23 protein-coding genes are annotated in these 24,374 nt (G+C 67.0%); 16 read left to right on the top strand and 7 right to left on the bottom strand.

Annotated elements, in window-relative coordinates; genetic code table 11:
* Positions 1-52: 52 nt before the first annotated feature.
* Positions 53-1,225, bottom strand: a complete 1,173-nt coding sequence (locus tag EFY87_RS08210) for an exonuclease SbcCD subunit D (protein WP_123270995.1) — start codon at positions 1,223-1,225, stop codon at positions 53-55.
* 163 nt (positions 1,226-1,388) lie between these two features.
* On the opposite strand from EFY87_RS08210, the gene EFY87_RS08205 reads away from it, so the two are divergent.
* On the top strand, positions 1,389-2,870 hold the full coding sequence (locus EFY87_RS08205) for a glutamate-cysteine ligase family protein (RefSeq protein ID WP_123270994.1): 1,482 nt from the start codon (positions 1,389-1,391) through the stop codon (positions 2,868-2,870).
* Here the strand turns inward: EFY87_RS08205 and EFY87_RS08200 are convergent.
* Positions 2,867-3,478 (bottom strand): histidine phosphatase family protein, encoded by a 612-nt coding sequence (locus EFY87_RS08200; RefSeq protein ID WP_245988542.1) that lies wholly within the window; start codon positions 3,476-3,478, stop codon positions 2,867-2,869. The genes EFY87_RS08205 and EFY87_RS08200 overlap by 4 nt on opposite strands.
* A gap of 68 nt (positions 3,479-3,546) precedes the next feature.
* On the opposite strand from EFY87_RS08200, the gene EFY87_RS08195 reads away from it, so the two are divergent.
* Genes EFY87_RS08195 through EFY87_RS08170 form a run of 6 tightly spaced genes read left to right on the top strand, consistent with a single transcriptional unit; the run spans position 3,547 to position 7,672 of the window.
* On the top strand, positions 3,547-3,981 hold the full coding sequence (locus EFY87_RS08195; RefSeq protein WP_123270993.1) for an OsmC family protein: 435 nt from the start codon (positions 3,547-3,549) through the stop codon (positions 3,979-3,981).
* Positions 3,982-3,984: 3 nt separating this feature from the next.
* On the top strand, positions 3,985-4,521 hold the full coding sequence (locus EFY87_RS08190) for a DUF1697 domain-containing protein (RefSeq protein WP_123270992.1): 537 nt from the start codon (positions 3,985-3,987) through the stop codon (positions 4,519-4,521).
* A 28-nt stretch (positions 4,522-4,549) separates the two neighbouring features.
* Positions 4,550-5,173 (top strand): L-threonylcarbamoyladenylate synthase, encoded by a 624-nt coding sequence (locus EFY87_RS08185; RefSeq protein WP_123270991.1) that lies wholly within the window; start codon positions 4,550-4,552, stop codon positions 5,171-5,173.
* Positions 5,170-5,829, top strand: a complete 660-nt coding sequence (locus EFY87_RS08180; protein ID WP_123270990.1) for a GNAT family N-acetyltransferase — start codon at positions 5,170-5,172, stop codon at positions 5,827-5,829. The genes EFY87_RS08185 and EFY87_RS08180 overlap by 4 nt, the downstream gene beginning before the upstream one ends.
* The gene (locus EFY87_RS08175) at positions 5,822-6,685 is read left to right on the top strand and encodes a DUF3626 domain-containing protein (RefSeq protein ID WP_181445467.1); all 864 of its coding nucleotides are present in this window, start codon (positions 5,822-5,824) and stop codon (positions 6,683-6,685) included. The genes EFY87_RS08180 and EFY87_RS08175 overlap by 8 nt, the downstream gene beginning before the upstream one ends.
* 9 nt (positions 6,686-6,694) lie before the next feature.
* Positions 6,695-7,672 (top strand): quinone oxidoreductase family protein, encoded by a 978-nt coding sequence (locus tag EFY87_RS08170; protein ID WP_123270989.1) that lies wholly within the window; start codon positions 6,695-6,697, stop codon positions 7,670-7,672.
* A gap of 369 nt (positions 7,673-8,041) precedes the next feature.
* Here EFY87_RS08170 and EFY87_RS08165 read toward each other — a convergent pair whose 3' ends face one another.
* Positions 8,042-9,466 carry an HNH endonuclease signature motif containing protein gene (locus EFY87_RS08165; protein WP_123270988.1) on the bottom strand — a complete coding sequence of 475 codons (1,425 nt, stop codon included), beginning with the start codon at positions 9,464-9,466 and terminating at the stop codon, positions 8,042-8,044.
* 864 nt (positions 9,467-10,330) lie between these two features.
* Between EFY87_RS08165 and EFY87_RS08160 the strand changes: the two genes are divergently transcribed.
* The 6 genes from EFY87_RS08160 (at position 10,331) to EFY87_RS08135 (ending at position 16,523) form a co-directional block, all read left to right on the top strand.
* Positions 10,331-11,659: an MFS transporter gene (locus EFY87_RS08160; protein WP_245988541.1), complete on the top strand. Its 1,329-nt coding sequence runs from the start codon at positions 10,331-10,333 to the stop codon at positions 11,657-11,659.
* A gap of 40 nt (positions 11,660-11,699) precedes the next feature.
* A complete protein-coding gene (locus tag EFY87_RS08155; RefSeq protein WP_123270986.1) occupies positions 11,700-13,040 on the top strand; it encodes a C1 family peptidase in 1,341 nt (446 codons plus the stop codon).
* A 14-nt stretch (positions 13,041-13,054) separates the two neighbouring features.
* On the top strand, positions 13,055-13,822 hold the full coding sequence (locus EFY87_RS08150) for an alpha/beta fold hydrolase (protein ID WP_123271152.1): 768 nt from the start codon (positions 13,055-13,057) through the stop codon (positions 13,820-13,822).
* Positions 13,823-13,924: 102 nt separating this feature from the next.
* The gene (locus EFY87_RS08145) at positions 13,925-14,836 is read left to right on the top strand and encodes a metal ABC transporter solute-binding protein, Zn/Mn family (RefSeq protein ID WP_220093562.1); all 912 of its coding nucleotides are present in this window, start codon (positions 13,925-13,927) and stop codon (positions 14,834-14,836) included.
* Positions 14,833-15,660 (top strand): metal ABC transporter ATP-binding protein, encoded by an 828-nt coding sequence (locus tag EFY87_RS08140; RefSeq protein ID WP_123270985.1) that lies wholly within the window; start codon positions 14,833-14,835, stop codon positions 15,658-15,660. Before EFY87_RS08145 ends, EFY87_RS08140 begins: the two co-directional genes overlap by 4 nt.
* Positions 15,657-16,523, top strand: a complete 867-nt coding sequence (locus tag EFY87_RS08135; RefSeq protein ID WP_123270984.1) for a metal ABC transporter permease — start codon at positions 15,657-15,659, stop codon at positions 16,521-16,523. Before EFY87_RS08140 ends, EFY87_RS08135 begins: the two co-directional genes overlap by 4 nt.
* Here the strand turns inward: EFY87_RS08135 and EFY87_RS08130 are convergent.
* From EFY87_RS08130 to EFY87_RS08120, 3 genes are read right to left on the bottom strand one after another with little or no spacing between them, the layout of a single operon-like run.
* Positions 16,516-17,373, bottom strand: a complete 858-nt coding sequence (locus EFY87_RS08130) for a carbohydrate ABC transporter permease (protein ID WP_123270983.1) — start codon at positions 17,371-17,373, stop codon at positions 16,516-16,518. The two genes, EFY87_RS08135 and EFY87_RS08130, sit on opposite strands and share 8 nt — an antisense overlap.
* Positions 17,370-18,320 (bottom strand): carbohydrate ABC transporter permease, encoded by a 951-nt coding sequence (locus tag EFY87_RS08125; RefSeq protein ID WP_123270982.1) that lies wholly within the window; start codon positions 18,318-18,320, stop codon positions 17,370-17,372. Before EFY87_RS08125 ends, EFY87_RS08130 begins: the two co-directional genes overlap by 4 nt.
* A 14-nt stretch (positions 18,321-18,334) precedes the next feature.
* A complete protein-coding gene (locus EFY87_RS08120) occupies positions 18,335-19,498 on the bottom strand; it encodes an extracellular solute-binding protein (RefSeq protein WP_158607551.1) in 1,164 nt (387 codons plus the stop codon).
* 282 nt (positions 19,499-19,780) lie between these two features.
* Here EFY87_RS08120 and EFY87_RS08115 point away from each other — a divergent pair, with 282 nt between their 5' ends.
* Both EFY87_RS08115 and EFY87_RS08110 read left to right on the top strand, forming a co-directional pair.
* Positions 19,781-20,827 carry a LacI family DNA-binding transcriptional regulator gene (locus tag EFY87_RS08115; protein ID WP_123270980.1) on the top strand — a complete coding sequence of 349 codons (1,047 nt, stop codon included), beginning with the start codon at positions 19,781-19,783 and terminating at the stop codon, positions 20,825-20,827.
* A complete protein-coding gene (locus EFY87_RS08110) occupies positions 20,824-22,620 on the top strand; it encodes a glycoside hydrolase family 2 protein (RefSeq protein ID WP_123270979.1) in 1,797 nt (598 codons plus the stop codon). Before EFY87_RS08115 ends, EFY87_RS08110 begins: the two co-directional genes overlap by 4 nt.
* A gap of 16 nt (positions 22,621-22,636) precedes the next feature.
* On the opposite strand, the gene EFY87_RS08105 is transcribed toward EFY87_RS08110, so the two are convergent.
* Complete coding sequence (locus EFY87_RS08105) at positions 22,637-23,530, bottom strand: undecaprenyl-diphosphate phosphatase (RefSeq protein WP_123270978.1); 894 nt, start codon at positions 23,528-23,530, stop codon at positions 22,637-22,639.
* Between the two features lie 305 nt (positions 23,531-23,835).
* Here EFY87_RS08105 and EFY87_RS08100 point away from each other — a divergent pair, with 305 nt between their 5' ends.
* Positions 23,836-24,360: a nucleotidyltransferase family protein gene (locus tag EFY87_RS08100; RefSeq protein ID WP_123270977.1), complete on the top strand. Its 525-nt coding sequence runs from the start codon at positions 23,836-23,838 to the stop codon at positions 24,358-24,360.
* The last annotated feature ends 14 nt before the right edge of the window (positions 24,361-24,374 follow it).

The following is a 24,374-nucleotide window of genomic DNA, read 5'->3' as shown; positions in this document are numbered from 1 at the left end:
CCCGTGCCTCGGCGCTCGGCATTCGTACTGTGCCTCCTGGGTCGCTCGCTCCTCATGCCGAGTCCGCCTCGACCGTGCGCACCGGCTCCGCCTCGTCGCGTTGCCCGCGCGCGATGCGGGTGGCTTCGACGGCGGTCTGCAGGAGGGCGCGCTCCGCATCGGTCGCCGGCGCCCCGCCGCGGGTGTGCTCCAGGAAGTCGCAGCACAACTGAAGGGTGCCCTTGCCGGCGACGCGGGTCGCGTAGCGACTGCCCGAGGTGAGCCCGGCAGGCTGGTCGAAGAGGAGCTCCAGGGTGTGCGGGAAGCGTCGCCGCAGCTGCTCCATCGCCGCTAGCGGCCGGGTCGCGTCGGTGAGCGTGACCTGGCACCAGGCATGTTCGGCGTCGACGAGGGCGGGGTCGGCCAGCAGATCGGCGAGCGTGCCGCGCAGCGCGGCGAGCGGGCGGCCGACCGGCGCGTCGACCAGTGACGTGGCAACGCCCTCGTCGGTGACGTCCACCAGGACCGAACTCTTGTGGTGGCCGACCTCGGAGAACGACATCGCGACCGGCGAGCCGCTGTAGCGCCCGACATTGCCGACTTCCTGGGCACGATGCAGGTGCCCGAGAGCGGCATACGAAACCCCGGAGAAGGTGCTCGCCGGCACCGCACTCGCACCGCCGACACCGATGTCACGCTCGGAGTCGGACGTGGTCGAGCCCGTCACGAACGCGTGCGCCATGACGACCGCGGCCCGGCCACGCTTGGCAGCATCCGCGTGCACGCGCCGCATCGCGGCCCGCAGCACACCGGCATGGGTCGTCTCGGCCGCGTCCAGCCGAGGCGCGGCGAGCGCCGGCTCCAGGTAGGGGATCGGGTAAACGGCGACATCGTCGATCAGCACCGGCTGGCCGATCGACTCCGGCGCGGTGCGGATGTGCACCCCACCGTGAGCCAGCACTCGCGAGCCGAATCCGAGCCGCACCACGGAGTCGTGGTTGCCGGACGACAGCACGACCTGCGCGCCGGTGTCCCGCAGCCGCGCCAGCGTCTCGTCCAGCAGGGCCACGCTCTCCGGGCCGGGCAGCGCCTTGTCATAGACGTCACCCGCGACCAGCACCGCATCGAGCCGCTCCGTGCGCACCGTCTCGACGACCTGGTCGAGGTATGCCGCCTGCGCGTCGAGCAGCGAGACGCCGTGGAAGCGGCGGCCCAGATGCCAGTCGGAGGTGTGCAGGAAGCGCATGACATGCAGGGTATGAGGCGGCACCGACATACCCCGGAAACGCGCCCGGCGTGTGGCGCCGCTGTCCGCATCGTGGTGCGGCGCGAGAAGCTCCACCCATTTTGCCGCCGCGCGTGGTCAGATTGTGGAAGCGTGTCCGACACGCTGACACGAGGAGGTCATCATGGGTAAGGACGTCGCCGCCACGTCATACACCCGCGAGCAGCGGCAGCGCTATCGCGAGAAGGTGCACCAGGACCTCGACGTCTTCGAGCGGATGCTGACGACGCACAGCTTCGATTTCGAGAAGCAGCTGACCGGGATGGAGATCGAGCTCAATCTGGTCGGCGACGACCTGCAGCCGACCATGAGCAACACGGCTGTGCTGGAGTCGATCGCGGACGAGGACTACCAGACCGAGCTCGGGCAGTACAACATCGAGCTGAACGTGAGTCCGCGTCCGCTGCCGGGTCATTCGGCGCTCCGGCTCGAGCAGGACCTGCGGGAGAGTCTCAACCGGGCCGAGCGGAAAGCCAACGACGCGGGAGCCCAGATCGCGATGATCGGGATCCTGCCGACGCTGATGCCCGAGCACTTCAGCACCGACTGGATGAGCGCCAACGCCCGCTACGCCGCACTCAACGAGGCGATCTTCTCCGCCCGCGGCGAGGACATCTTCATCGATATCGAGGGCGGCAGCGGCGACCGCCTTGCCATGTATGCCGATTCGATCGCTCCCGAGTCCGCGTGCACATCCGTGCAGCTGCATCTGCAGGTGCAGCCGCACCGTTTTGCCGACTACTGGAACGCGGCCCAGGCGCTGTCCGGCATCCAGCTGGCGGTCGGCGCCAACTCGCCGTACTTCTTTGGCAAGGAGCTGTGGCACGAGAGCCGGATCCCGCTCTTCGAGCAGGCGACCGACACCCGGGCTATCGAGTTGAAGAACCAGGGCGTTCGGCCGCGGGTGTGGTTCGGCGAGCGGTGGATCACCTCGATCTTCGATCTTTTCGAGGAGAACGTCCGCTACTTCCCGGCGTTGCTGCCGGAGTCGACCGACGAGGACCCGGTCGCGGTCTTCGAGGGCGGCGAGGCGCCGCATCTGGACGAGTTGCGGCTGCACAACGGCACGGTCTACCGCTGGAACCGCCCGATCTACGACATCGTCGCCGGCAAACCGCACTTGCGGGTCGAAAACCGTGTGCTGCCAGCGGGTCCCACCATTGTCGACGGTATGGCGAACAGCGCCTTCTACTACGGCGTCGCCCGGATGCTTGCCGACTCTGACCGCCCAGTGTGGACACGGATGAGTTTCGACGCAGCCGCGGACAACTTCACCGAGTGCGCCCGGCGCGGCATCGACGCGAAGGTCTACTGGCCGGGTTTCGGCGAGGTGCGCGCGGACGAGCTTACGCTGCGGCACCTGCTGCCGCTGGCGCACCAGGGCCTGGCCGAGTGGGGTGTCGCCGAGGAGGTCCGGGACCGCTACCTCGGCATCATCGAGGAGCGCTGCCGCACCGGTCAGAACGGCGCGTCATGGCAGATCGCGTGCGTGAAATCGCTTGAGGCGCAAGGCAAAGACCGCGGCAGTGCGCTGGTCGGGATGCTGCGGCGCTATCTCGAGTTGATGCACGGAGGCGAGCCGGTGCACACCTGGGCGGTGGGCTAGGCGAAGTCCCCGCCGGCGTTCCACGACTGGATGCACGGGGTGCCGTGATAAAAGCCGAGCTTCGACAACGAGCCGGCGTTGAGCATCAGCTGGGCGCCCATGCGCGCCTCCTGCCGCAGGAAGATCGCCGCGAAGATGCGCAGTGAGTGACCGTGCGCGACGAGTGCGACATTGCCGATCTCCATCAGCGGCACGACCCGGCGCACGACGTGACTGACGCGCGCGGCGACGTCCTCGACGGTCTCGCCCGGAGTGGCGCCCGGTTCGACACCGTCGGCGAAGATCTCCCACGATGGGTCGCCAAGCTGCTCGCGGATCTGCGGCGTCGAAAGTCCTTCGTAGGCACCGTAATCCCACTCACGCAGGTCCGGATCGATGCGGACGTCGTCGAGGCCGGCCAGCGCTGCCGTGCGGCGTGCACGCTGCATCGGGCTGCAGAAGGTCGCGACGATGTCGAGCTGCTGGATCTCGTCGCGCAGCTTGCGGGCATCGGCCTCGCCCTCGGGCAGCAGCGGCAGGTCGGTGGTGCCGGTGTGCCGTCCGTTGCGCGACCATTCGGTCGCGCCGTGGCGGATCAGGATGATGCTGTGTTCGGAGTGGGCGCTCACGGCTGCCACCGTACTGGGGTATGGCGGGTCGGGCGATCGGGGTCTCGCGAGGTGGCAGGCTGGGGTGTATGACGACTCAGCCCTCCGACGCGCACCGCGCCGTCACCATCACGCGCACCGCTCCCGGCAAGTTCCGCGCCGTCAACGCGCGGGGCGGCATTTTCGACTTCGGCAGCGGGGGTGACGAGCAGTTCACTCCGGTCGAGATCCTGCTGGCCGCGATCGCCGGCTGCACCGGCATCGACGTGGACATCTTCACCTCCCGGCGGAGCGAGCCCACCCGGTTCGAGGTGACCGCAGCTGGCGACAAGCTGCGCGACGAGCAGGGCAACCACATGGGACCGATCGACATCACCTTCCGGCTGGAGTTCCCGGAAGGTGACGAGGGGGATGCCGCGCGTGCGGTGGTCCCGGACGCCATCCGGAAGTCGCACGAGCGGCTGTGCACCGTCAGCCGCACGGTACTGCTGCCCACCGAAGTGACCGCCCACGAAGCGGACTGAGTCATGCCCAAGCACATCGTCTTGCTGCGAGCGGTCAATGTCGGTGGTCGCTGGGTGAAGATGGCTCGGCTGCGGGAGTTCTTGCTGGACAACGATTTCCAGGATGTCGAGACGCATATTCAGAGCGGCAACGTGCTCGTCGGGACCCCTATGCGGAGCACCGCGAAGGTGAGCGCCACGCTGGAGGCTCTGCTGCAGGAGGAGTTCGGCTTCGCCATACCCTGCATCGTGCGCAGCCCGGCGCAGCTGCGTGCGATCGCCGACTTCGCCGAGACGCAGCCCGATCCGCTGGACGGCGGCACGCTGCGCCGCTACGTGACGTTCTACCGGGACCCGCTCCCGCAGGACCGCGCCGACGAGTTGGCGGCGTGGGACGAGCCGGGGGAGCGCCTGCTCCCGCACGGGAGCGAGATGCACTGGTGGCTGGCCAAACCGGCGCATGAGGCGAAGATCTCGAACGCGCGGCTCGAGCGCGGTGGAGCGGTCTCGACCACGCGCGACCTGACGGTCGTCCGCGCGCTGGCCGGCAAGTGGGGCTGAACGGCGCCGGACGTCGTACGGTTGGCCCATGGCCCGCTATTTCGACGTTCACCCAGCGGATCCGCAGCCGCGCAGCATCGCCCAGGCGGTGCAGATCCTGCGCGACGGCGGGCTGATCGCCTACCCGACGGATTCGTGTTTCGCGCTCGGCTGCACCCTGGGCAACCGGGACGGCCGCGACCGCATCGTGCGCATCCGGCAGCTGGGTGACAAGCACAATTTCACGCTGATGTGCCGCGACTTCGCACAACTCGGGCAACTGGTGCACATCGACAATCGGGTGTTCCGGGCGATCAAGGCAGCGACGCCCGGGCCGTATACGTTCATTCTCCCGGCGACCTCCGAGGTCCCGCACCGGCTGCTGCAGCCGAAGAAGCGGACGGTCGGTGTGCGCATCTGCGACCACCCGGTCGCACGAGCGCTGCTCGCCGAGCTCGGTGAGCCGATCATGACCAGCACCTTGCTGCTGCCCGACGAGGAGGAGCCGCTCACCGACGGCTGGCAGGTCAAGGAGGCGCTCGACCACCAGGTCGACGCAGTCATCGACTCGGGGGAGTGCGGAGTCGAGCCCACGACTGTCGTGGACTTCTCCGAAGGGTATGCCGAGATCATTCGCGTCGGCGCGGGTGATCCGGCTCCCTTCGAGGCGTGAGCAGCGACCACCCGCTCGCGCAGATCCTTCGCGCGGCAGCGGCGGGCGATCCGCCTCCGGCCGATGGTGGCTGGCGACGGCTATCTCCTTGGAACGCAAGCGTGTTCGGCATCGTCACGTTCACCGGGCATGCGGTGCTCTGCGTGCCGGACGACGTCACCGACATCGAGTTGGCGGGGTTGCATCCTGACGGTTTCGGCGGCGCGGCTGATCCGCGTGTGGTCACCGTGCTCGCCGGGACAGATGGCTGGATCGACTCGCTGGACGTGCTGCTGGCGGCGCGCGGACTCGGCGGTCGTCCTGAACTGCTGGTGCCCCGGCCGGATCTCACGACCTGGCCGCGCGCCCGGCGTGCAGTGGGGTTGCGCTCCGCCGTCGAGACGTATGGCGTTGCCGATCGCGACGACGTGCTGGTCACGATCGGCAACGGGATTGCCGGGCTGCTCGAGCTGAGTTTCGAGGTCGACCTGCCGGCACGCGGTGCCGGACTTGGCCGACGGCTGATCGCCGACGCGCGGCGCCTCGTAGCCACAGACGAAATCCTGCTGGCAGCTGTGGCGCCCGGCAATGTGGCGAGCCTGCGCGCCACCCTGGCCGCGGGCTTCACGCCAGTTGCCGGTGTGCAGTTGTTCCACCCGGCGGATCACCATGGCTGACGCGCTGCCCGCACCTGTCGCGCGTGCCATGGCGCAGGTCCGGTCTCTCGCGACCGGTCCGGCGCTGGATCCGTCGCTGCGCGTGACCTGCAGCTTCCATCCGGACCGCTGGGCATCGCCCGGATCACGTGAGCTGGTCCTCGAACGTCTCGCACGCGAGGGCGCGTACGTCCCGCAATTCGTCACCGGCACCAGCAACGGCGGGCTGACCGCGTTTCCCGGTGGCGATAGGTTCCGTTGGGAGAGTGCGCTTTTCGCCGGTGCGTATGACGGTGCCGACCCGGACCTCCGGCCCAAGTACGGCGCACTCGACCACCGGCACCGTGGCACCGGCGCCTCGCCGAGGTTCGGCTCGTCATACCTGCGGCTGGCGGCGCACACGCTGAACCGCACCACGTTCTGCTACCCGGACAGCTGCGAGCATCCGACGGATTTCGGTGTGGCGGAGGCGTGTTCGCTGACTGAGCTGGCCGATGCTGACGACCGCGACCTGCTCGACGACTACGTCGAGGCGCACGTGCACGGTCACCTCAGCCTGGGCGAGGACGTGGAGGCGGTGGTGCTGGATCCGAGCTTCCGGGGCACTCGGGTCGAGGAGGCTGCGATGGAGCTGCCGTGCCCGGTCGAATGGCACGACGGTTTCCGCGTCCCGGTCGAGGTCATCCGGTCACATCCGGAGTTTCGCGGCCCCGAAATTGTCGCATTGGCAGTCGAATTAGCCGAGGACGGCTGGCTGGATGCGCGCATCGTGGGCGATCTCGCCCGGCGCGAGACGCACCCCCCGCAGGCGGTGAAGCAGGTCTGGCACCACGTGGCGCGGTTCGGCACCGCTGAGGGCATTGCCGTCGCTCGTTAGGCTGACGGAATGACTCGTGCTCTGGTGGTGACCCGGCCCGGTGATCGTTCCGTTCTGGAGGTGCAGGACGTGAGCATCCCACCTCCTGCTGCCACGGGGGTGCAGGTGCGCGTCGCCGCGGCCGGCGTCAACTTCATCGACGTCTACAAGCGGCAGGGCGTCTACCCGGTGCCGACACCGTTCACCCTCGGCGAGGAGGGCGCCGGAGTTGTCGAGGCGGTCGGAGCCGGCGTCGCGGACTTCGCGGTCGGTGATCGGGTTGCCTGGGCGGGGAGCATCGGCAGTGCCGCCGAACTGGTGAACATCCCTGCCAGTGCTGCGGTTCCGGTGCCGGACGGTCTGCAGCTCGACGTTGCGGCGGCCGCAATGCTGCAAGGTATGACGGCTCATTACCTCGTCAATTCGACCTGGCCGGTGCAGCCCGGGCAGATCGCGCTCGTGCATGCGGCTGCCGGGGGAGTGGGGCAGCTGCTGGTGCAGCTGATCACCGGCAAGGGCGCCGCCGTTGTCGCGACCGCCGGCAGTGACGAAAAGCTCCAGATCGCAGCGGATCTCGGGGCTACGCACACCATCAACTACCGCGAATTCTCCGGCGACGCGCTCGCCGAGCGGGTGCGCGAACTTGCCGGACGAGGCGTCGACGTCGCGTATGACGGCGTCGGCAAGGCAACGTTCGACGCGTCGCTGAAGTCGTTGCGCCCCCGCGGCATGGGTGTGCTGTTCGGAGGTGCCAGCGGGCAGGTGGAGCCGCTCGACCTGCAGGTGCTCAACCGGCTGGGGTCGCTCTTCGTGACGCGGCCGACCATAGGGTCATACCTGCTCGACCGTGACGAACTGCTCTGGCGGTCGGGCGACATTCTCGGGCAGCTCGCCGACGGTTCGCTCACGCTTGAGATCGGTGCCCGCTTCCCGTTGGACGACGCGGCTTCGGCGTACGAGGCGCTTGAGGGCCGCGCCACGACCGGCAAGGTGCTGCTGATCCCGTAGGGGCACGGAGGCACAGACGATGTCCTTCGGTGTCGAGTGCGGCAGAAACCCCGCCGTTCAGTGCGTGTGGTTCTACCCCGTTCGGTGGGCTCGTACCCCGCTCGGCGCAGGAATGCAGCCCAGGGTCGTATGCCGTACGGCGGGTTTGTACCCCGCTCGGTGAGACGGGCCCCTATCGGGCACTCGGAGAGCGATCACACGGAAAGGCCAGGGATCAAGCTGCGGGAGGCTCGCCGGCCGGTGAGTTGCCTTGAGGCGGGCTGGCTCTTGGCGACCTTTCCATACGCTCCGCCGCTTCGCTCTCCCGCCACTCAGCGCACCGGCCAGGGCACACACGGCCACCCCCGGGCGCCGCTGAGGCCGCGGTGCTCAGGCTGCGCCGGGGGTGGGCATGCGGCCTGGGGTCAGGTCCCAGTGCACCCCGGCCGCGGTGACGGCCGCGAGTAGCCCGAGCCGGTGGACCAGGTGGTGATGGAAGACACACAACATGGCCGAATTGAGCAAACACGTTTCCCCGCCGGCCCACCACGGGTTCACGTGATGGACTTCGCACATGCCCGGTGGCCGGTCACACCCAGGGAGGGTGCACCCGTGGTCCCGGGTGATGACGGCGGTGCGTAACCCTTTGGTGACCAGGCGCTCTTTGCGTCCCACATCCAGGGGTTCACTGGGTCCGCCGAGGACGATCGGGATGACCTGCGCATCACACGCCAACCGGCGGGCGGCACCCGCATCCAGGACGTCGCCGGTCGCGACCACCTGGGCATGCCCCACACCCTCGGTCAGGGCTTCCAGGTTCATCGTGACCAGGGCCGTCGCCGCCGCACCCGTCGGAGACGCATCCCCGGCCAGCACCTTCGCGGCGGCGGTGACCAGTTCCGTCAACGCGTCCGCGCGACGTTTCCCCGGGGTCCGCTCATCCGCCACCGTCACACTCGGGTGTTCATCACACGGCACGGGTTGGGGTGCCGACAGGGCCAGGATCGCGGACTTCATCACCGCCGCCGACGCGGGAGCGAGTTCTGCGGTCAAACGGGTCATCCCCGTCGGCGTCGTGAACCAACTCAACGTTTCGACCGCCTCCAGTTTCGCGTCCTGCGCCGAGAGGGTGTCGGGGGCGTACTGGGCGATGATCATCCGCGTCAACGCCGACACCCCACGAGACCCCAACGCCGGATCCAGGTGCAGGAAGTGACCCAACAGTTCATCCCGCGACGCGCCCGGCAACACCGGGGCCACCTTGTCCGTGTTCGACAACGCCGCCCGGGCCACCGCCAGGGTGCATCTGCCTTCCCGCACAGCATCCGCCACCACGGCATTGCGGCGGTCGCCGTAGGCTTCGGCAACCACGGCCATCGTCTTCGCATCCCGCGGCTCCACCATCGTGCCGGCCTCGACCGCGTGGGCGGTGATCCACTGCACCGCGGACGCCGATATCGACGTGTTCACTTCACCTCGGATGTGGGCTTCAGCGACCACCACGGTCGCCACCTGCGCAGCACGAACATGCACGCCCATCAAATGGGTCATCAGGTCCGACAGTCCTTCTTCCCCGAGCTGGTACAACGCACCCGGCACCTCATCCAGGGCAGCCCGGAACTCCCGCGCCATCTCCAGAATCTCCGCAGCACGACCCGGCACCGCAACCGCCGGTGGCGCGGCGGGTGCGGCAGAACTTGGCGATTCACCCTGGGTCACCGGCGAATCCACCGGATCGCCGGAAACGTCACCACCGGGCACCCCCGAAACCACGACCTCGCCGGGCACCAGAGGTCCAGGATCGTTGCTCGTCATACCCGGACCTCCTTACCGTTCAGGTTGTTTCGCTGTACCTGCAGTTTACCTGAACGCATCCTGATAGCACAAGCGTTCTATCAGATAAATTTTCGAATAAGGCCCCCGGGTCGGGGACGCGGGGAGTGAGAATCCCTCGGGGGTCCCGCCTCCTGAGTCGTGTCTCCGACGTGGGTCGGCCAATGGGGTGTGAAGATCGTCCAGGATCCATCGTGCGACGCCGTGAGGCTGTCGCGCCGGTCCAGCCGGTGCTGACTCGAGGCCGGGTCGCCTACCGGCGTCCTCAATATCGGATACGGCAATCGGCGCCCATACTGCTCGGCGAAGGGGGCGCTCGGGCCTCGATGCGCCCTCCTGGGCTTCGCCCTTCGATACGTTCCCCGCTTCGCTCCGCCGCTCGCGGGGGCGGGATTCTCCTGGGCTGCTCGGCCGCTCAGGAGAAGGGTCGCCCCGTCTGCTGACGGTCGAAGTGTTCGCTGGCGCCCGAAACCACCGCTGACGTCGCTGCTGCACCGTCAGCGGCCGTTTCGGCCGTCAACCGCGGGTCGGACGCCGGGCGAGCAGCTGAAACCGTCGCGCAGACAGCAGCGATGCTGGCGATCATGGAATTCGTGGACAGCATGGAGTAATCGCGTGGATTCGCCGAGCGGGGTAGAAGCCCACCGAGCGGAGTAGAACCACAGGCGTTCACGGCCCGGATATCTACCCCGCTCGGCGCCGAAGTACCCCGCTCGACGCGGGTCGCTCGCAGGGGAGTGGATGTTCGCCGTGGATTCCTGACCTGGCAAGAAACATAGAGGAGGTATATAGTTGTCCGTGGTTCCGAGATGAACAGAACCCACCCCACAAGACAAGGAGCGCAGTGTGAACCGCCCAGCGGCAGGGGAGACCCGGCCTTCAATGTTCAGCCAGCCGAAGGCGGTGTATGTCGTCGCGTTCGCGTGCGTGGTGTCCTTCATGGGCATCGGCCTGGTCGACCCGATCCTGCCGGCCATCTCGTCACAGTTGCATGCGTCGCCCAGCCAGGTGACCTTGCTGTTCACCAGCTACCTCGTGGTGACGGCGGTCGCGATGCTCGGCACCAATGCGGTGTCCAGTCGCATCGGTGCGAAGAAGACACTGATCGCGGGTCTGGTGCTCATCGTCATCTTCGCCGGATCGGCCGGATCGGCCGGCTCGATCGGCGGGATCATCGGCTTCCGGGCCGGGTGGGGTCTGGGCAACGCACTGTTCATCGCGACGTCGCTGGCCGTCATCGTCGCCTCGGCGACCGGTGGATTCGCCGGCGCGATCATCCTCTACGAAACGGCGCTCGGCGTCGGCATTGCCTGCGGACCGCTCGTCGGTGGCCTGCTGGGTGAGGTCTCCTGGCGAGGCCCGTTCTACGGCGTCTCCGTCCTCATGCTGATCGCACTGATCGCCACCCTCTTCTTCCTGCCGGCGACTCCGAAGCCGACGCACCACACCTCGGTGCTGGCCCCGCTCAAGGCGCTCCGGCACCGCGGTCTGCTGACGATGGGCCTGGCTGCGCTCTGCTACAACTGGGCGTTCTTCACAATGCTGGGCTACGCGCCGTTCCCGATGAAGCTGTCGGCCATCCAGCTCGGCTTCGTCTTCTTCGGCTGGGGCATCCTGGTCGCGATCTTCGCCGTGCTGGGCGCGCCCGCCCTGCAGCGTCGCTTCGGCACGGCCCCGACCCTGTATGTCGCCCTGACGCTCTTCGCCATCGACCTGGCCATCATCGCCATCTGGCCGACCCACCGCACCGTGCTGATCTGCGCGGTCATCGCCGCCGGCATCTTCATCGGCATCAACAACACGCTGACCACGCAGGCCGTGATGGTGGTCTCCCCAGTGGAGCGCCCGGTCGCCTCCGCGGCTTACGGCTTCGTGCGCTTCATCGGCGGCGGTCTCGCCCCGTTCGCGGCCGGCAAGCTGGTCGAGCACTACAACCTGCACCTCCCGTTCGCGATCGCGGCCGGCACCGCGCTGCTCGCGGCAGTGATCCTGAGCACCGCGCACCGGACCCTCGCGGCCGCCGACCGCGGCATCGACGAAGACGGCCACAAGGTCGATGGCGCCGATGCGCCGGAGGAGATCGCCGGCGAAGTCGGGGACGAATTCGGTGGTGCCGCAGCGGCATTCGACGACTTCGAGCGAGAGGAGGATCGACGCATCCAGCTGTCGAAGTGATCGGCGGGTCCGGCCAATTCGTCCGTGAGAAGCTGAACTCATGGTTTCCTCCTCAACACCATTGACCGAGCCGGACGTCGCACTCCTGCGCAAGGAGTTCGACGCTCGGCCGGTCAATCGGCTTTTCCAGAACGCCATCACCAAGTCACCGATCACGGACGTGGCGCTCGACCACGCCGTCGTCACCGGCATCGACCGCTCGATGTCGCATCGTCTCGACAAGTGGCCGGTCACCAGCCAGGAGAAGAGCGGCCGCTGTTGGATGTTCGCCGGTCTCAACCTGCTCCGCGCCGGCGTGATGGACAAGCTTGGGGTCAAGGATTTCGAGCTCTCCCAGAACTACCCGTTCTTCTGGGACAAGCTGGAACGCTGCAACTACTTCCTGGAGTCGATGGCGCAGCTTGCCGATCGTCCCGCAGACGATCGCACCGTCGCCTGGCTGCTGCAGGACGTCGTGGGTGACGGTGGGCAGTGGAACATGTTCGCCGCGATCGTCCAGAAGTATGGCGTCGTCCCCAAAACCGTGATGCCCGAGACACAGTCGTCGTCCAACAGTGCGGCGATGAACAAGAACTTGCGCAGCCTGTTGCGCCAAGCCGCTCGCGACGTGCGCGCCGCGTCAGGTGACGCGCAGGTCGCGGAGATCCGTGCCCAGGTGATGGCCGCGGCATACCGCATCCTGGCCATGCACCTCGGCACCCCGCCGACCGAGTTCGACTGGCAGTGGACCGACGACGACGGCGAGTTCCATCGCGACGGCACGCTGACGCCCGCGCAGTTCCGTGATCGCTATGTCACGATCGACGTCGACGACTACGTCTGTCTGGTCGACGACCCGCGGCCGACGAGCCCGCGCGGCCGCACCTTCACCGTGGACCATCTTGGCAACGTCGTCGGGGGTGCGCCGGTGCGTTACCTCAACGTTCCGCCGGAGACGCTGAAATCTCTTGCCGCAGAAGCGATCACGTCCGGCGAACCAGTGTGGTTCGGCTGCGACGTCGGCCAGATGATGGAGCGGGATCTCGGGATCTGGGACGCCCGGCTCTACGACTTCGCGGGTGTCTACGGCACGAGCTTCGAGTTGGACAAGGCCGAGCGGCTCGCCCTGCACGAGACTCTGATGACCCACGCGATGCTGCTCACCGGCGTCGACCTGGACGGGAACACTCCGCGCAAGTGGCGGGTGGAGAACTCCTGGGGCTCCGACAAGGCCGACAAGGGCTTCTACACCATGAACGACTCGTGGTTCGGCGAATACGTCTTCGAGATCGCCGCTCCGCGCGACCGGCTGCCCGCCGAGTTGCAGGCTGCGCTCGACACCGAGCCGATCGTGCTGCCCGCGTGGGACCCGATGGGTTCCCTGGCGCTGGGACAGCGTTGAGCATCACGGCCGGCATGGACGAAATCACCACCCACGATTTCGCATCGTTCGACGGTGCGCGCCTCGTCTGGCGGGAGCTCGGCGAGGGGCGTCCGGTCGTCCTGCTGCACGGCTTCGTCTCCAATGCACTGACCAACTGGATCCGCTACGGACACGCGAAAACCATTGCCGACAAGGGATTTCGCGTCATCATGCCCGACTTGCGGGGTCATGGCAGCAGTGCCCAGCCGCACGACGCCCGTGCCTATCCGCCGGACGTGCTCGCGATGGACGGCGCTGCGCTCATCGAGCACCTCGGACTGACCGACTACGACCTGGGCGGCTATTCACTCGGCGCGCACACCAGCCTGCGCATGGTGCTGCGGGGTTCCCGCCCCCGCCGGCTGGTCACAGCCGGGATGGGCATCGAGGGCATCGAGAACCTCAAGTCACGCGACGCGGTCTACGAGACCGCGTTCGACCTGGACCAGGAGACCGACAAGCGGTCGCCTGCCGGCAAGGCACGCATCTTCATGCGGCAGACCGGGTCCGACCCGGTTGCCCTGCGTGGTGTATGGCGCTCCAGCGTGCGCACGGATCCCGCTGAGCTGTCAGCGATCTCGATGCCGTTGCTGGCCGTCTGCGGAGAGCAGGACACCGACCACCGCGCCGGCTCGGAACGACTCGCGCACGCAGTCCCGCACGGCAGTTTCGTCGAGATCCCGGGCAATCACATGAGCGCTGTCGCCGATCGTGCGCTGGGCCGGGTCATCGCCGACTGGCTGTCATCGCCGACCGCCTAAGGCAGCCGATTCGTCCCCAGCGCCGTACCCTGATAGTCTCCTGGTAACGAGAATCACTATCAATATGGTGAGTTGTTCCAGAAGAGACACAGGGAGAAGTGTGTGAACGTGCGTTGGACCGTCCTGGCATCGGCACCGGTTCTGCTGCTGGCCGCTTGTGGCTCCGGGTCGGGAGGCAGTGGCGCGAGCAGTGAGGGGAAGGGCGCCCAGGTCCAGGTCGTGGCGAGCACCAACGTCTACGGCAACATCGTGCAGCAGATCGGCGGCGCCCACGTCGCGGTGACGTCGATCCTGAGCGACCCGAACGTCGACCCGCACGAATACGAGGCGAGCACCAAGAACGCGGCAGCGGTGTCACGGTCGAAGGTGGTCGTCGACAACGGGGTCGGCTACGACGACTTCATGAACGACCTGGTGAAGAACTCCGGCGCGAACCCGACCGTCGTCACCGTGTCGAAGGTGCTGGGCATCACCGGCAAGAACCCCAACCCGCACCTCTGGTATGACGTGCCGCAGATGCCCAAGGTCGCTTCCTCGATCGCCGACGCACTCGCGAAGGCGGATCCCGCCAATGCGGCCGAATTCCACGCGAACGCAAAGAAGTTCGCCACGAGTCTGGACCCGATCGAGAAGGCCACCCAGGCAATCAAGAGCAAGTTCACGGGCACCGAGATCGCCTACACCGAGCGGGTGGCCGGTTATCTCGTCGACAACGCCGGGCTGAAGCTCGGCATCCCGGCCAGCTTTGCCCAGTCCGTCGAGGACGGCGACGACCCGAGCCCTGCGGACACCAAGGCCTTCACCGACGCGCTGACGAACCACACCGTGAAGGCGCTCATCTATAACAGCCAGGTCACCGACAAGCAGACCGACGCGCTGAAACAGGACGCCCAGACCGCCAAGGTGCCGCTCGTCCCGGTTTCGGAGACAATGCCTACGAATGCGAAGGACTACCAGGCCTGGCAGCTGAGCCAGGTCCAGGCGTTGCAGAAGGCGTTGGAGGAATCTCAATGAGCGATGCGGACAACGGTCCGGCGGTGCGCTTCACCGACGCGACCTTGTCGGTCGGTGGCCGGGTGCTCTGGTCCGGGCTCGACCTCGACGTGCAGCCGGGGGAGTTCCTCGCGATCCTCGGTCCTAACGGCACCGGCAAGACGACCCTGCTGAAGGCGCTGCTCGGCCTGCAACAGCTTGCCGGTGGTTCGGCCCAGGTCGCGGGTCAGACCCCGCACCGCGGCAGCTCCCAGGTCGGCTATGTGCCGCAGCAGAAGATGTTCGACGCCGACCTCGGGCTGCGGGGCGTGGATCTGGTGTGCCTCGGCGCCGACGGCGACCGATTCGGAGTGCCGTGGTCGCGCAAGCGGGTGCGCGCGAAGGCCGCCGAGCTGATCGAAGCGGTCGGCGCGACGTCATACGCGTCCGCCCCGATCGGGCGCCTCTCCGGCGGCGAGCAGCAACGGCTGCGGATCGCACAGGCGCTGATGAGCGACCCCAAGGTGCTGCTCTGTGACGAACCGCTGACCTCCCTGGACCTGCGGCACCAGGAGGGCGTGCTGGAACTGCTCGACCAGCGCCGGCGGCAACGGAACACGGCGGTCCTGATGGTCACGCACGAGATCAATCCGATCCTGCCGTTCGTCGACCGCATCCTCTATCTCGCCGCCGGGCGGTTTGCGCAGGGCACCCCGGACGAGGTGCTCACCTCCGAGCGGCTGAGCCGGCTCTACGGCACGCCCATCGACGTATTGCGCGTGCGCGGCCGGGTCGTCGTGGTCGGCGGCGGCGAGGCGCCGGAAGCCACGCACCACTGCGGCGCCGACGTTGTGATCCCCGCATGACCAACATCACCGAATATCTGGGCTACCCGTGGGCCCAGCACGCGCTGATCGCGGCCACGCTGATCGGCCTGACCTGCGGGCTGGTGGCACCGTTCGTCGTGATGCGCGACATGGCGTTCGCGGTGCACGGCACTGCGGAGTTGTCCTTCACCACAGCGGTCGCAGGATTGCTCATCGTCAACGACGCGGTGACCGGTGCCCTCGTCGGATCCGTGGTGGTCGCAATAGCTTTCGCGCTGCTCGGCCGCCGGGGCACCGACAGCAACACCTCGATCGGCGTCGTCATGGCCTTCGGGCTGGGGCTTGGCATCTTCCTACTGTCGTTCTACAACGGCTTCGCATCCGCCGCGACCAACATCCTCTTCGGCTCGATCGTGTCGGCCTCCACCCGCGACGTCGTGACGCTTGCGGTGCTTGCAGTGGTGGTGCTGGTGGTGCTGGGCGTGATCTACCGGCCGCTGCTCTTCGCGTCGGTCGACGCCGCCGTCGCCGAAGCGCGTGGCGTCCCCGTCCGGCTGCTCGGCCTGGTGTTCCTGCTGCTGCTGTCGGTGACGGTGACCGAGGCCGCGCAGGTCGTCGGCACCCTCCTGGTGCTGAGCCTGGCGATCACCCCGGCGGCATCTGCGCGTCGCTGGACCGCCAATCCCGTTGCGTTCGCGGGCCTTTCGGTGCTGTTCGCGCTGATCGCCGCCGACGGTGGGCTGCTGCTCAGCTTGGCTCTCAGCAACACCAACATCAAGGCCAGTGTGCTGATCGCCTTCACCAGCTTCGCGATCTACCTCGTCTCGGTTATCGCGGAGCGGCTGCGTTCGGAGCGCCGCCGCGCTCCGGCTGTCGCCGCTGCGACCGCAGCCACTACTTGATGCCAGTGCCGGCGATTCCTTGCACGATGTGTCGCTGAAACAGCAGAAACACCACGAAGAGAGGGAGCGCACCGAGCACGGCGGTTGCCATCACTTGCGCGTAGAGGATGCCGAACCCGCCGGCGACGGTCGCCATACCGACCGGAATGGTCATCTGATCCACGTTGCTCATGCACAGCAACGGCCACAGGAAGTTGTTCCAGCTGCCGACGAAGGTGAAGATCGCGACGGCGGCCATCGCCGGCCGGCACAGTGGCAGGCACACTCGCCAGTAGATGCCGAACCACGAGGCGCCGTCGATGCGGGCGGCTTCGATGAGTTCCCGTGGCAATCCGCTGAAGAACGACTCGAAGATGAAGACCGCGACCGGTGCCGAGACCGCCGGTAGCGCCATTGCCCAGTAGGTGTTCAGCAGGTGCATCTCGTGCACGATCTGGTAGAGCGGTAGCACCAGGATGGAGCCCGGGATCAGCAATCCGGCGAGCACGAACCCGAAAACCGTGATCCGCCCGGAGAATCTCGTCTGGGCCAGCGCGAAACCGATCATCGAGCACACCACCAGGGTGATGATCACCGTGAGGACGGCAATGATCAGGCTGTTGAGATACCACGTCATGATCGGGGTGCCCTTGACCACCTCGGTATAGGCATGGAACGAGAAGTGCGAGCTCCACCAGGAGGTCGGGTGGGCCGCGATCTCGCCCTCGGGTTTGAGGGAAGTGTCCAGGGCGAAGACCAATGGGATTATCCAGATGATCGCGAAGATTGCGAGAACTATCGCGGAGAAGATCTTGAAGGCTCTCGACCGGGCGTTGTAGTCCAGGGCGTTTGCCGGGGCGTTGGTCGTCATGCTCCCACCGTCTTTCGGGTCTGCCGCCGCAGTACGAACCAGACCAGGGATACCACCAGGACGATGACGAAATAGACCATCGTGGCGGCGGCGGCATACCCTGCCCGATAGTCGGAGAAGCCGTAGTCGTAGATGAATTCCATGACCGGCCGGGTGGAGGTGCCTGGACCGCCGCCGGTCATCAGGTACATCTGGTTGAAGATCTGCAGACTCGCGAGGATCTGCAGCATGGTGACCAGCACGATCGTCGGCCGCAACAAGGGCATGGTGATCGACCACATGGTCTTGCGTGGGGTGGAGCCGTCGATGGCAGCGGCCTCGTAGACCTCGGTCGGGATCTCCTGCAGGCCGGCCAGGAACAGCACGAAGTTGAATCCGACGGTCCACCACACGGTCAGCAACGCGACGGTGATGAACGACCACCCGGTGGTCCCGAGGAAGTTCGGCGGTGAGATGCCGATATCGCTCAGCCACTTGGGGAAGAGTCCGATCTGAGCGGTGAAGAGCCAGCCGAAGATCATCGTGACCGAGGTGACTGGCATGACGAACGGTGCGAAGAAGATGAACCGCACCAGCGCCCTTCCACGGCGAATGCGCTCGGCGAGGATGGCGAAGACGAAGGCGAGGATCACCAGCGGCGGCGTCGTCAGGACGGTGAACCACAGGGTGTGGCCCATGGAACCCCAGAACGCCGAACTGGTCAGGACTTCACGGTAATTGGCGAGACCGACGGCCGCTCCCAGCCCGGATTTGACCGAGGTGGTGTTGAAGAAGCTCATCAGGATGCCGTAGAGCGCCGGGCCGATGAGGAAGATCAGGTAGAAGACGATGAACGGTGCGCTGAGCAGCCAGCCGGCACGATTCTCACCGCTGCGCTGGGTGCGCAGGGGTGAGCCGGAGTCCGGCACTGCGACGGGTAGACCGTCGTCGATCACTGTGGTTGCCATGGGTCAGTGCCTCCTCATCCCACCGGTGCCTTGGCGTCGGCATACGGGCGTAGTCCCGACCACATCTGCCCGACGGCGGACGACGCGCTGCTCACCCCGGACTGGGAATTCGCGACGGCCGCGCCGATGATGTTCTCGAAGTCGCTGCCGGCGCCGGAATACCACGCAGGCGGGTCGTACATCGCGGTCTCGGCGGCCGCCACGTAGTTCGCCTGCGGCTTCAGCGCCTTGAACGCCGCCGAATCGCGGACCGGCGTCCACGCGGGTACGTGTCCTCCGCCGGCCCAGATGAGGCTGTTCTCCAGCATCGTCTTGATGAAGGTCAGCACCATCGCCCGCCGGTTCTTGTCCATCGCGCTGTTTCTCGGTATGACGAACGAGTGGCTGTCGGCATACGCAACCGGCTTCGGGCCGAAGATGTGCGGGATCGGCACGACATTGAACTTCCCATTGAGCGGGGTCGCCCGGTAGGTCGGAATGTCCCATTCGCCGTCGAAGAGGAAGCCGGCCTTGCCGGTGGAGAAGAGCGACAGCACACCGGCGTCGTTGATCGTGGCGGGCATCAGACCGGATTTGGTCAGATTGCGCATGAACGTCAGGACCTGGGCGGCCTTATCGTTGTCGATCGTGATCTTCTGACCGGCATCGGCGATGTAGGTCCCGCCCGCCTGGTAATAGAGGGTGGAGAAGTACCGCAGGTTGGTCGCCGGGTCGCCGATGACGGCAACGACACCGCCGTAGTGACCGGTGACCTTCTTGGCGGCCAAGAGGGCAGCGGTGAGTTCGGCAGGGCCGTGGATCGGTTTCAGATTGTCGTCGGCGTCGAGCAGGCCGGCCTTCCGGCAGACCGGGATGTTGTAGTACATGACGAACGGGTGGGTATCCAGCGGTATGGCGTGCAGCTGCCCGTCGACAGTGGCCTTCTGGGCAGCCCGTGGCGTGAAATTCGTCGCCGGCATCCCGAATGCGGTCAGCTCGTCGGCGGGGAACGGCGTGAGCAGGCCGGCCTCGACGAAAGTGTCCAGCCGGGACAGGTGCACGATGCCCACGTCGGGTGGCGCTCCGCCTGCCGTGGCAAGAGCGAGCTTGGTGTAGTACGGGGTGCCCCACGAGAGGGTGGTGGCACTGAGGTCGATCGAGGGGTGCGACCGCTCGTAAACCTTTTCCATCTTGGCCATGTTTGCGCCGTCGCCTCCACTGAACAGATTCCAGTAGGTCAGCTTGTCGGAGGGCGGTGCAAGTCCGAAAAGCCCTGTCGCCACTGGAGATCCGCATCCCGATAGGAGTTCGGCGGCGGCTGCTCCGAGGCCGGCACCGACGATGGTGCGCCGAGTGGGCGATGGATGCGGCTGTGTTCTGCGCTGAACCGAATTGTCGGTCATGGCGGGCACCTCCTTGTGCGAGATGAAGCCTTGCATCGTTGCATGCAACGATGCAAGGCTTTCTGGTAGTTTCCTCCTGTGGCAGTCACTCTGCGGGATGTTGCGGTGCATGCGGGGGTCTCGGTGCGCACCGTTTCCAACGTTGTCAACGACTTTCCGCAGGTGTCGCCGCACACTCGGGCGACCGTTCAGCGCTCGATCGACGCTCTCGGTTATCGGCCGAATCGGGTCGCTCGGCGACTGCGGTCCGGCCGGACCGGCGTCGTTGGCTTGCTGATACCACGTCTCGCGGAGCATTACTTCGCCGAATTGGCCGATGCCGTCGTGACCGTGGCGCGCGAGAACGAGCTGTCGATCGTCGTTGATCAGACGGATGGCCGACGCGACAGCGAGACCTCACCACTGCGGCAGGCGCTGGATGACGGCTTGTGGGACGGCGCGATCGTGAGCCCGCTGAGCATGACGCGCTCCGACCTGGGGCGGCACGCGAATGCGCCGCTCGTCGCGCTCGGCGAACACGGGGCGACCTTCGATCTGGCGTGGGTCGGCACCGACAACGTTGCTGCGGCACGAGATGCCACGGACCACCTGATTTCCTTGGGGCGGAGCCGGATTGCGGTCATTGGTGACCAACACGGCTTCGGTGGCGAAACGGGAGCACTGCGCACGAGGGGCTACCGCGCCGCGATGCGCGCTGCAGGTTTCCGCGTGCGCCGTGACTGGGTCGTCGCACCGGGCGGTTACGAGCGTGTCGACGGTGCCCAGGCCATGCGCCGGCTGCTGGCGTTGGCGCACCCACCGGAGGCGGTTTTCTGCTTCAACGACGAGCTCGCCTTCGGGGCACTGCACGCTCTGCACGCGGCAGGCGTCCGTGTTCCCGACGACATCGCCGTGATCGGCTGGGACGATCTGAGGGACGCACAGTTCTGCGTGCCGAGTCTCACCTCGGTGAGCGTCGACCGGTTTGCGGTCGCGCGCGCTGCGATCGACCGTCTGGTGCCGCAGTTTGCCGGCCTCGACACCACACACGACCACGTGGTCATCCCGCACCGCATTGCGGTGCGGGCTAGCACTGCCGGCGACGACCGGACCGACCACCGACTCACCGATGGAGGCACCAGGTGACCGCAACTGCGGCTCAGCCACGCCCGGAATATCCTCGCCCGTCCTTCGTCCGGGATCGGTGGCTCAACCTGAACGGTGCGTGGGATTTCGAGATCGACCAGGGTGACAGCGGCCTGGAACGCGGCCTGGTCGATGCTCCGCTCTCGGGGACGATTATCGTGCCGTTCGCGCCGGAGTCCACGCTGTCGGGTGTCGCCAACACGGACTTTCTCGAAGCGGTGTGGTACCGACGAGGCGTCCAGGTGCCGCAAGCATGGAGCGGCCAGCTCCTGTTGCTGCACATCGGAGCCGCAGACTACGACACGACCGTCTGGGTCGACGGCACCGAGTGTGGCAGGCACCGTGGGGGCTTCACTTCCTTCACGATCGACCTCGGACCGGCTGACCATTTCGTGCGTGCTCCGAGACAGCTGACGATTCGGTGCCGCGATTCGCACCGTGGTGCGCAGGCACGGGGCAAGCAGAGTCGTGATTACGAAGGACGGGCCGCGCTCTACGGACGGACGACAGGCCTGTGGCAGACGGTGTGGCTGGAGCCGGTCCCCGCGACCCGGTTCGAGCGGCCGCGAATCACGCCCGACGCGGGCTCCGGTGCGTTTCATCTGGAGCTGCCGGTCAGCGGCCCTGCGGCCGGGATGCGGGTCGTCGCAGAGCTGCTCGACGGGACGGACCGGATCGACCGAGCCGACCGGTTGGTGGCCACGGACTTCACCACGATGGTCGACCTCGCCGTGCCGCTGGCGCACCGGCGACTGTGGTCACCGGCCGACCCGCACTTGTATGACGTTCGGCTGCAACTGATTTCGGCCGGTGGTGACGTCGTCGACACTGTCTCGTCATATGCCGGGCTGCGGTCCGTCTCGATCGACGGTCCGGCCGTGCTCCTGAACGGCGAGCGAGTCTTCCAGCGGCTGGTGCTCGACCAGGGTTACTACCCGGACGGTCTGATGACGGCACCGTCGGACCAGGCACTGGTCCAGGACATCGAGCTGTCGCTGGCAGCCGGCTTCAACGGTGCGCGATTGCACCAGAAGGTTTTCGAGGAGCGCTTTCTGCACCATGCGGACCGGATGGGCTACCTCGTCTGGGCGGAGTTCGGTGACTGGGGGTGCCGGGAGCCCGGCCCGTCCAGTGGGGATAACCAGCGACCGGATGCGTCATACATCACTCAGTGGCTTGAGGCGGTGCAGCGGGACTACAGCCACCCGAGCATCGTCGGCTGGTGTCCGCTCAACGAGACCTTCCAGGACCGGCAGGACCGGATCACGGTGCTCGACGACGTCACCCGTGGGATGTTCTTGGCCACCAAGCTTGCCGACCGCACCCGCCCTGTCATCGACGCATCAGGATATGCCCACCGGGTCGACCAGACCGACGTGTACGACTCACATCTGTACGAACAGGATCCCCGGGAGTTCGCGGACCTGATGAAGCCGCTGGCGGACGGTGCGCCATACATCAACGAAGGGGCCAAGTGGTCTGTTGCCTACCGCGGACAGCCGTACTTCTGTAGTGAATTCGGCGGAATTTGGTGGAGCCCGGGCGGCGTCCAAGGGGCCGACTCGTGGGGTTACGGACAGGCTGTGCGCACGGAGGAGGAGGTCTACGAACGTTTCACGGGACTGGTCGATGTGCTGCTGGACGACCCGTTGATGTTCGGGTACTGCTACACCCAGCTCACCGACGTCTTCCAGGAACAGAACGGCATCTACTTCTTCGACCGCTCGGCCAAGCTGGACGTCGCACGCATCCGGCGGATCCAGCAACGCCGCGCGGCGATCGAACGCGGGTGACCTCTCGTATCGTTCGTCAGGCGAAGTGCACGATGCTCACGACGCCGGCGACCAGGCAGTAGGCGACGAACGGGTAGAGCGTGCGGGTGCGCAGGAACCTGGCCAGCCAGCGCGCCGAGATGTATGCCGCGACGAACGCGACGACGAAGCCGACCAGCACCTGCCCGCCGATGCCCTTGCCTTCCGGGCCGAACAGCTCGGGCACCTTCAGCACACCCGCCGCGAGGATGACCGGCGTGGCGAGCAGGAATGCGAAGTGCAACGCCCGCTCGTGGCTCCAGCCGCGCAACAGGCCGGCTGAGATCGTGACGCCGGAGCGGGAAATGCCGGGCAGCAGCGCAAGTGCCTGACTGCTGCCGATGAGCGTTGCCTCCGCGAAACCGACGTTCTGGTAGTCGGTGGCTGCCTCGCCCGGCTCCACCGCCGCGGCGTGGGCCCCGCGCCGCGCGCGCCGGGTGAGCAGTTCGACCGTGAGGAGCACCAATCCGTTGACCGTCAAGAAGATTGCGGCGGTCAGCGGATGTGAGAAGAGGTGCCGCAGCGGCTTGTCGAGCAGCAGCCCGATGATGCCGACCGGGATGGTGGCGACGATCAGCAACGCGGTCAGCCGCGCGCGTGGTGTGCGGATGCGGCGGTCCTTGACCAGATCGCCAATGCCGGCGAGCACCTGCACCCAGTCGCGCCACTGGTAGGCGATGAGCGCGAGCGCCGTCGCGACGTGCAGGGCGACGATGAAGGCGAGGAACGGCGTCGCTCCCTTGGCACCCTGCTGGGTGACCAGCGCACTCCACGAACCCCCGATCCACGCGGGCACCAACAGCGAGTGGCCGAGACTGGAGACGGGAAACAGTTCGGTGACGCCCTGCAGGGCGCCCATGACGGTGGCCTGCAGGTAGCTCAGGTGGCTCAACGAAGCTCTCCTGGTCGATCGGGAGCCGGGCGGGACGGGCGCCACCGTATGGGAGTTATCTGAGCATCTGCTGAGGATTCGGCCCGACGGCGTACCGCCGGACAGCCACGAGCACCTCGTCAGCTGCACCTGCTGGACGATTATCCACGGCAGCACGATGATGCTGGCCCCGAAACCGGTGAAAAGCACTGCAGCCATGGGCAATTCGCTGGCATGACTCTTCTTGGAGCCGTAGAACTGCCACCCTACGGGCTCGCCGGTATGACGGTGCTGTCGCGCGAGGAGCGTCACGACATACTGGCTGGGTGACCACAGGGATCGTGCTCGCCGCAGGCGCCGGCCGCCGCATGGGTGGCCCCAAGGCCCTCGTCGACGGCTGGTTGCTGCACGCGGTGGGCACCCTCGCTGACTGCGACCGCGTCGTGGTGGTCCTCGGCGCGGCCGCCGAGCAGGCGCGCACGCTGCTGGATGCGGGGCAGGCCGACGTCGTCGTCGCCGACGACTGGGCGACCGGCATGAGCGCGTCGCTGCGGGCCGGGATCGGTGCGTTGACCGACGAAACCCGTTGCCTGATCACGCTGGTCGACCTGCCGGACGTCGGACGCGACGTCGTGGCGCGGGTGCTGGCGCAGCCGGACACCCCGGACGTGCTGGCGCGGGCGTCATACGGCGGCGTGCCGGGGCACCCAGTGCTGCTCGGTCGCGACCATTGGGCCGGGGCGGCCGGTGGAGCCGCGGGCGACCGCGGCGCCCGCGACTATCTGCGCGCGCACGACACGGTGCTCGTGGAGTGCGATGACCTGGCCACCGGACGGGACGTGGATCGGTGACGGCGACCCAACCG

Origin of the sequence: Flexivirga caeni (assembly GCF_003724155.1) — a bacterium.
GTDB lineage: Bacteria > Actinomycetota > Actinomycetes > Actinomycetales > Dermatophilaceae > Flexivirga > Flexivirga caeni.
Note: the sequence above shows the minus strand (reverse complement) of the source record. Positions and strands in the feature narration are given on the sequence as shown.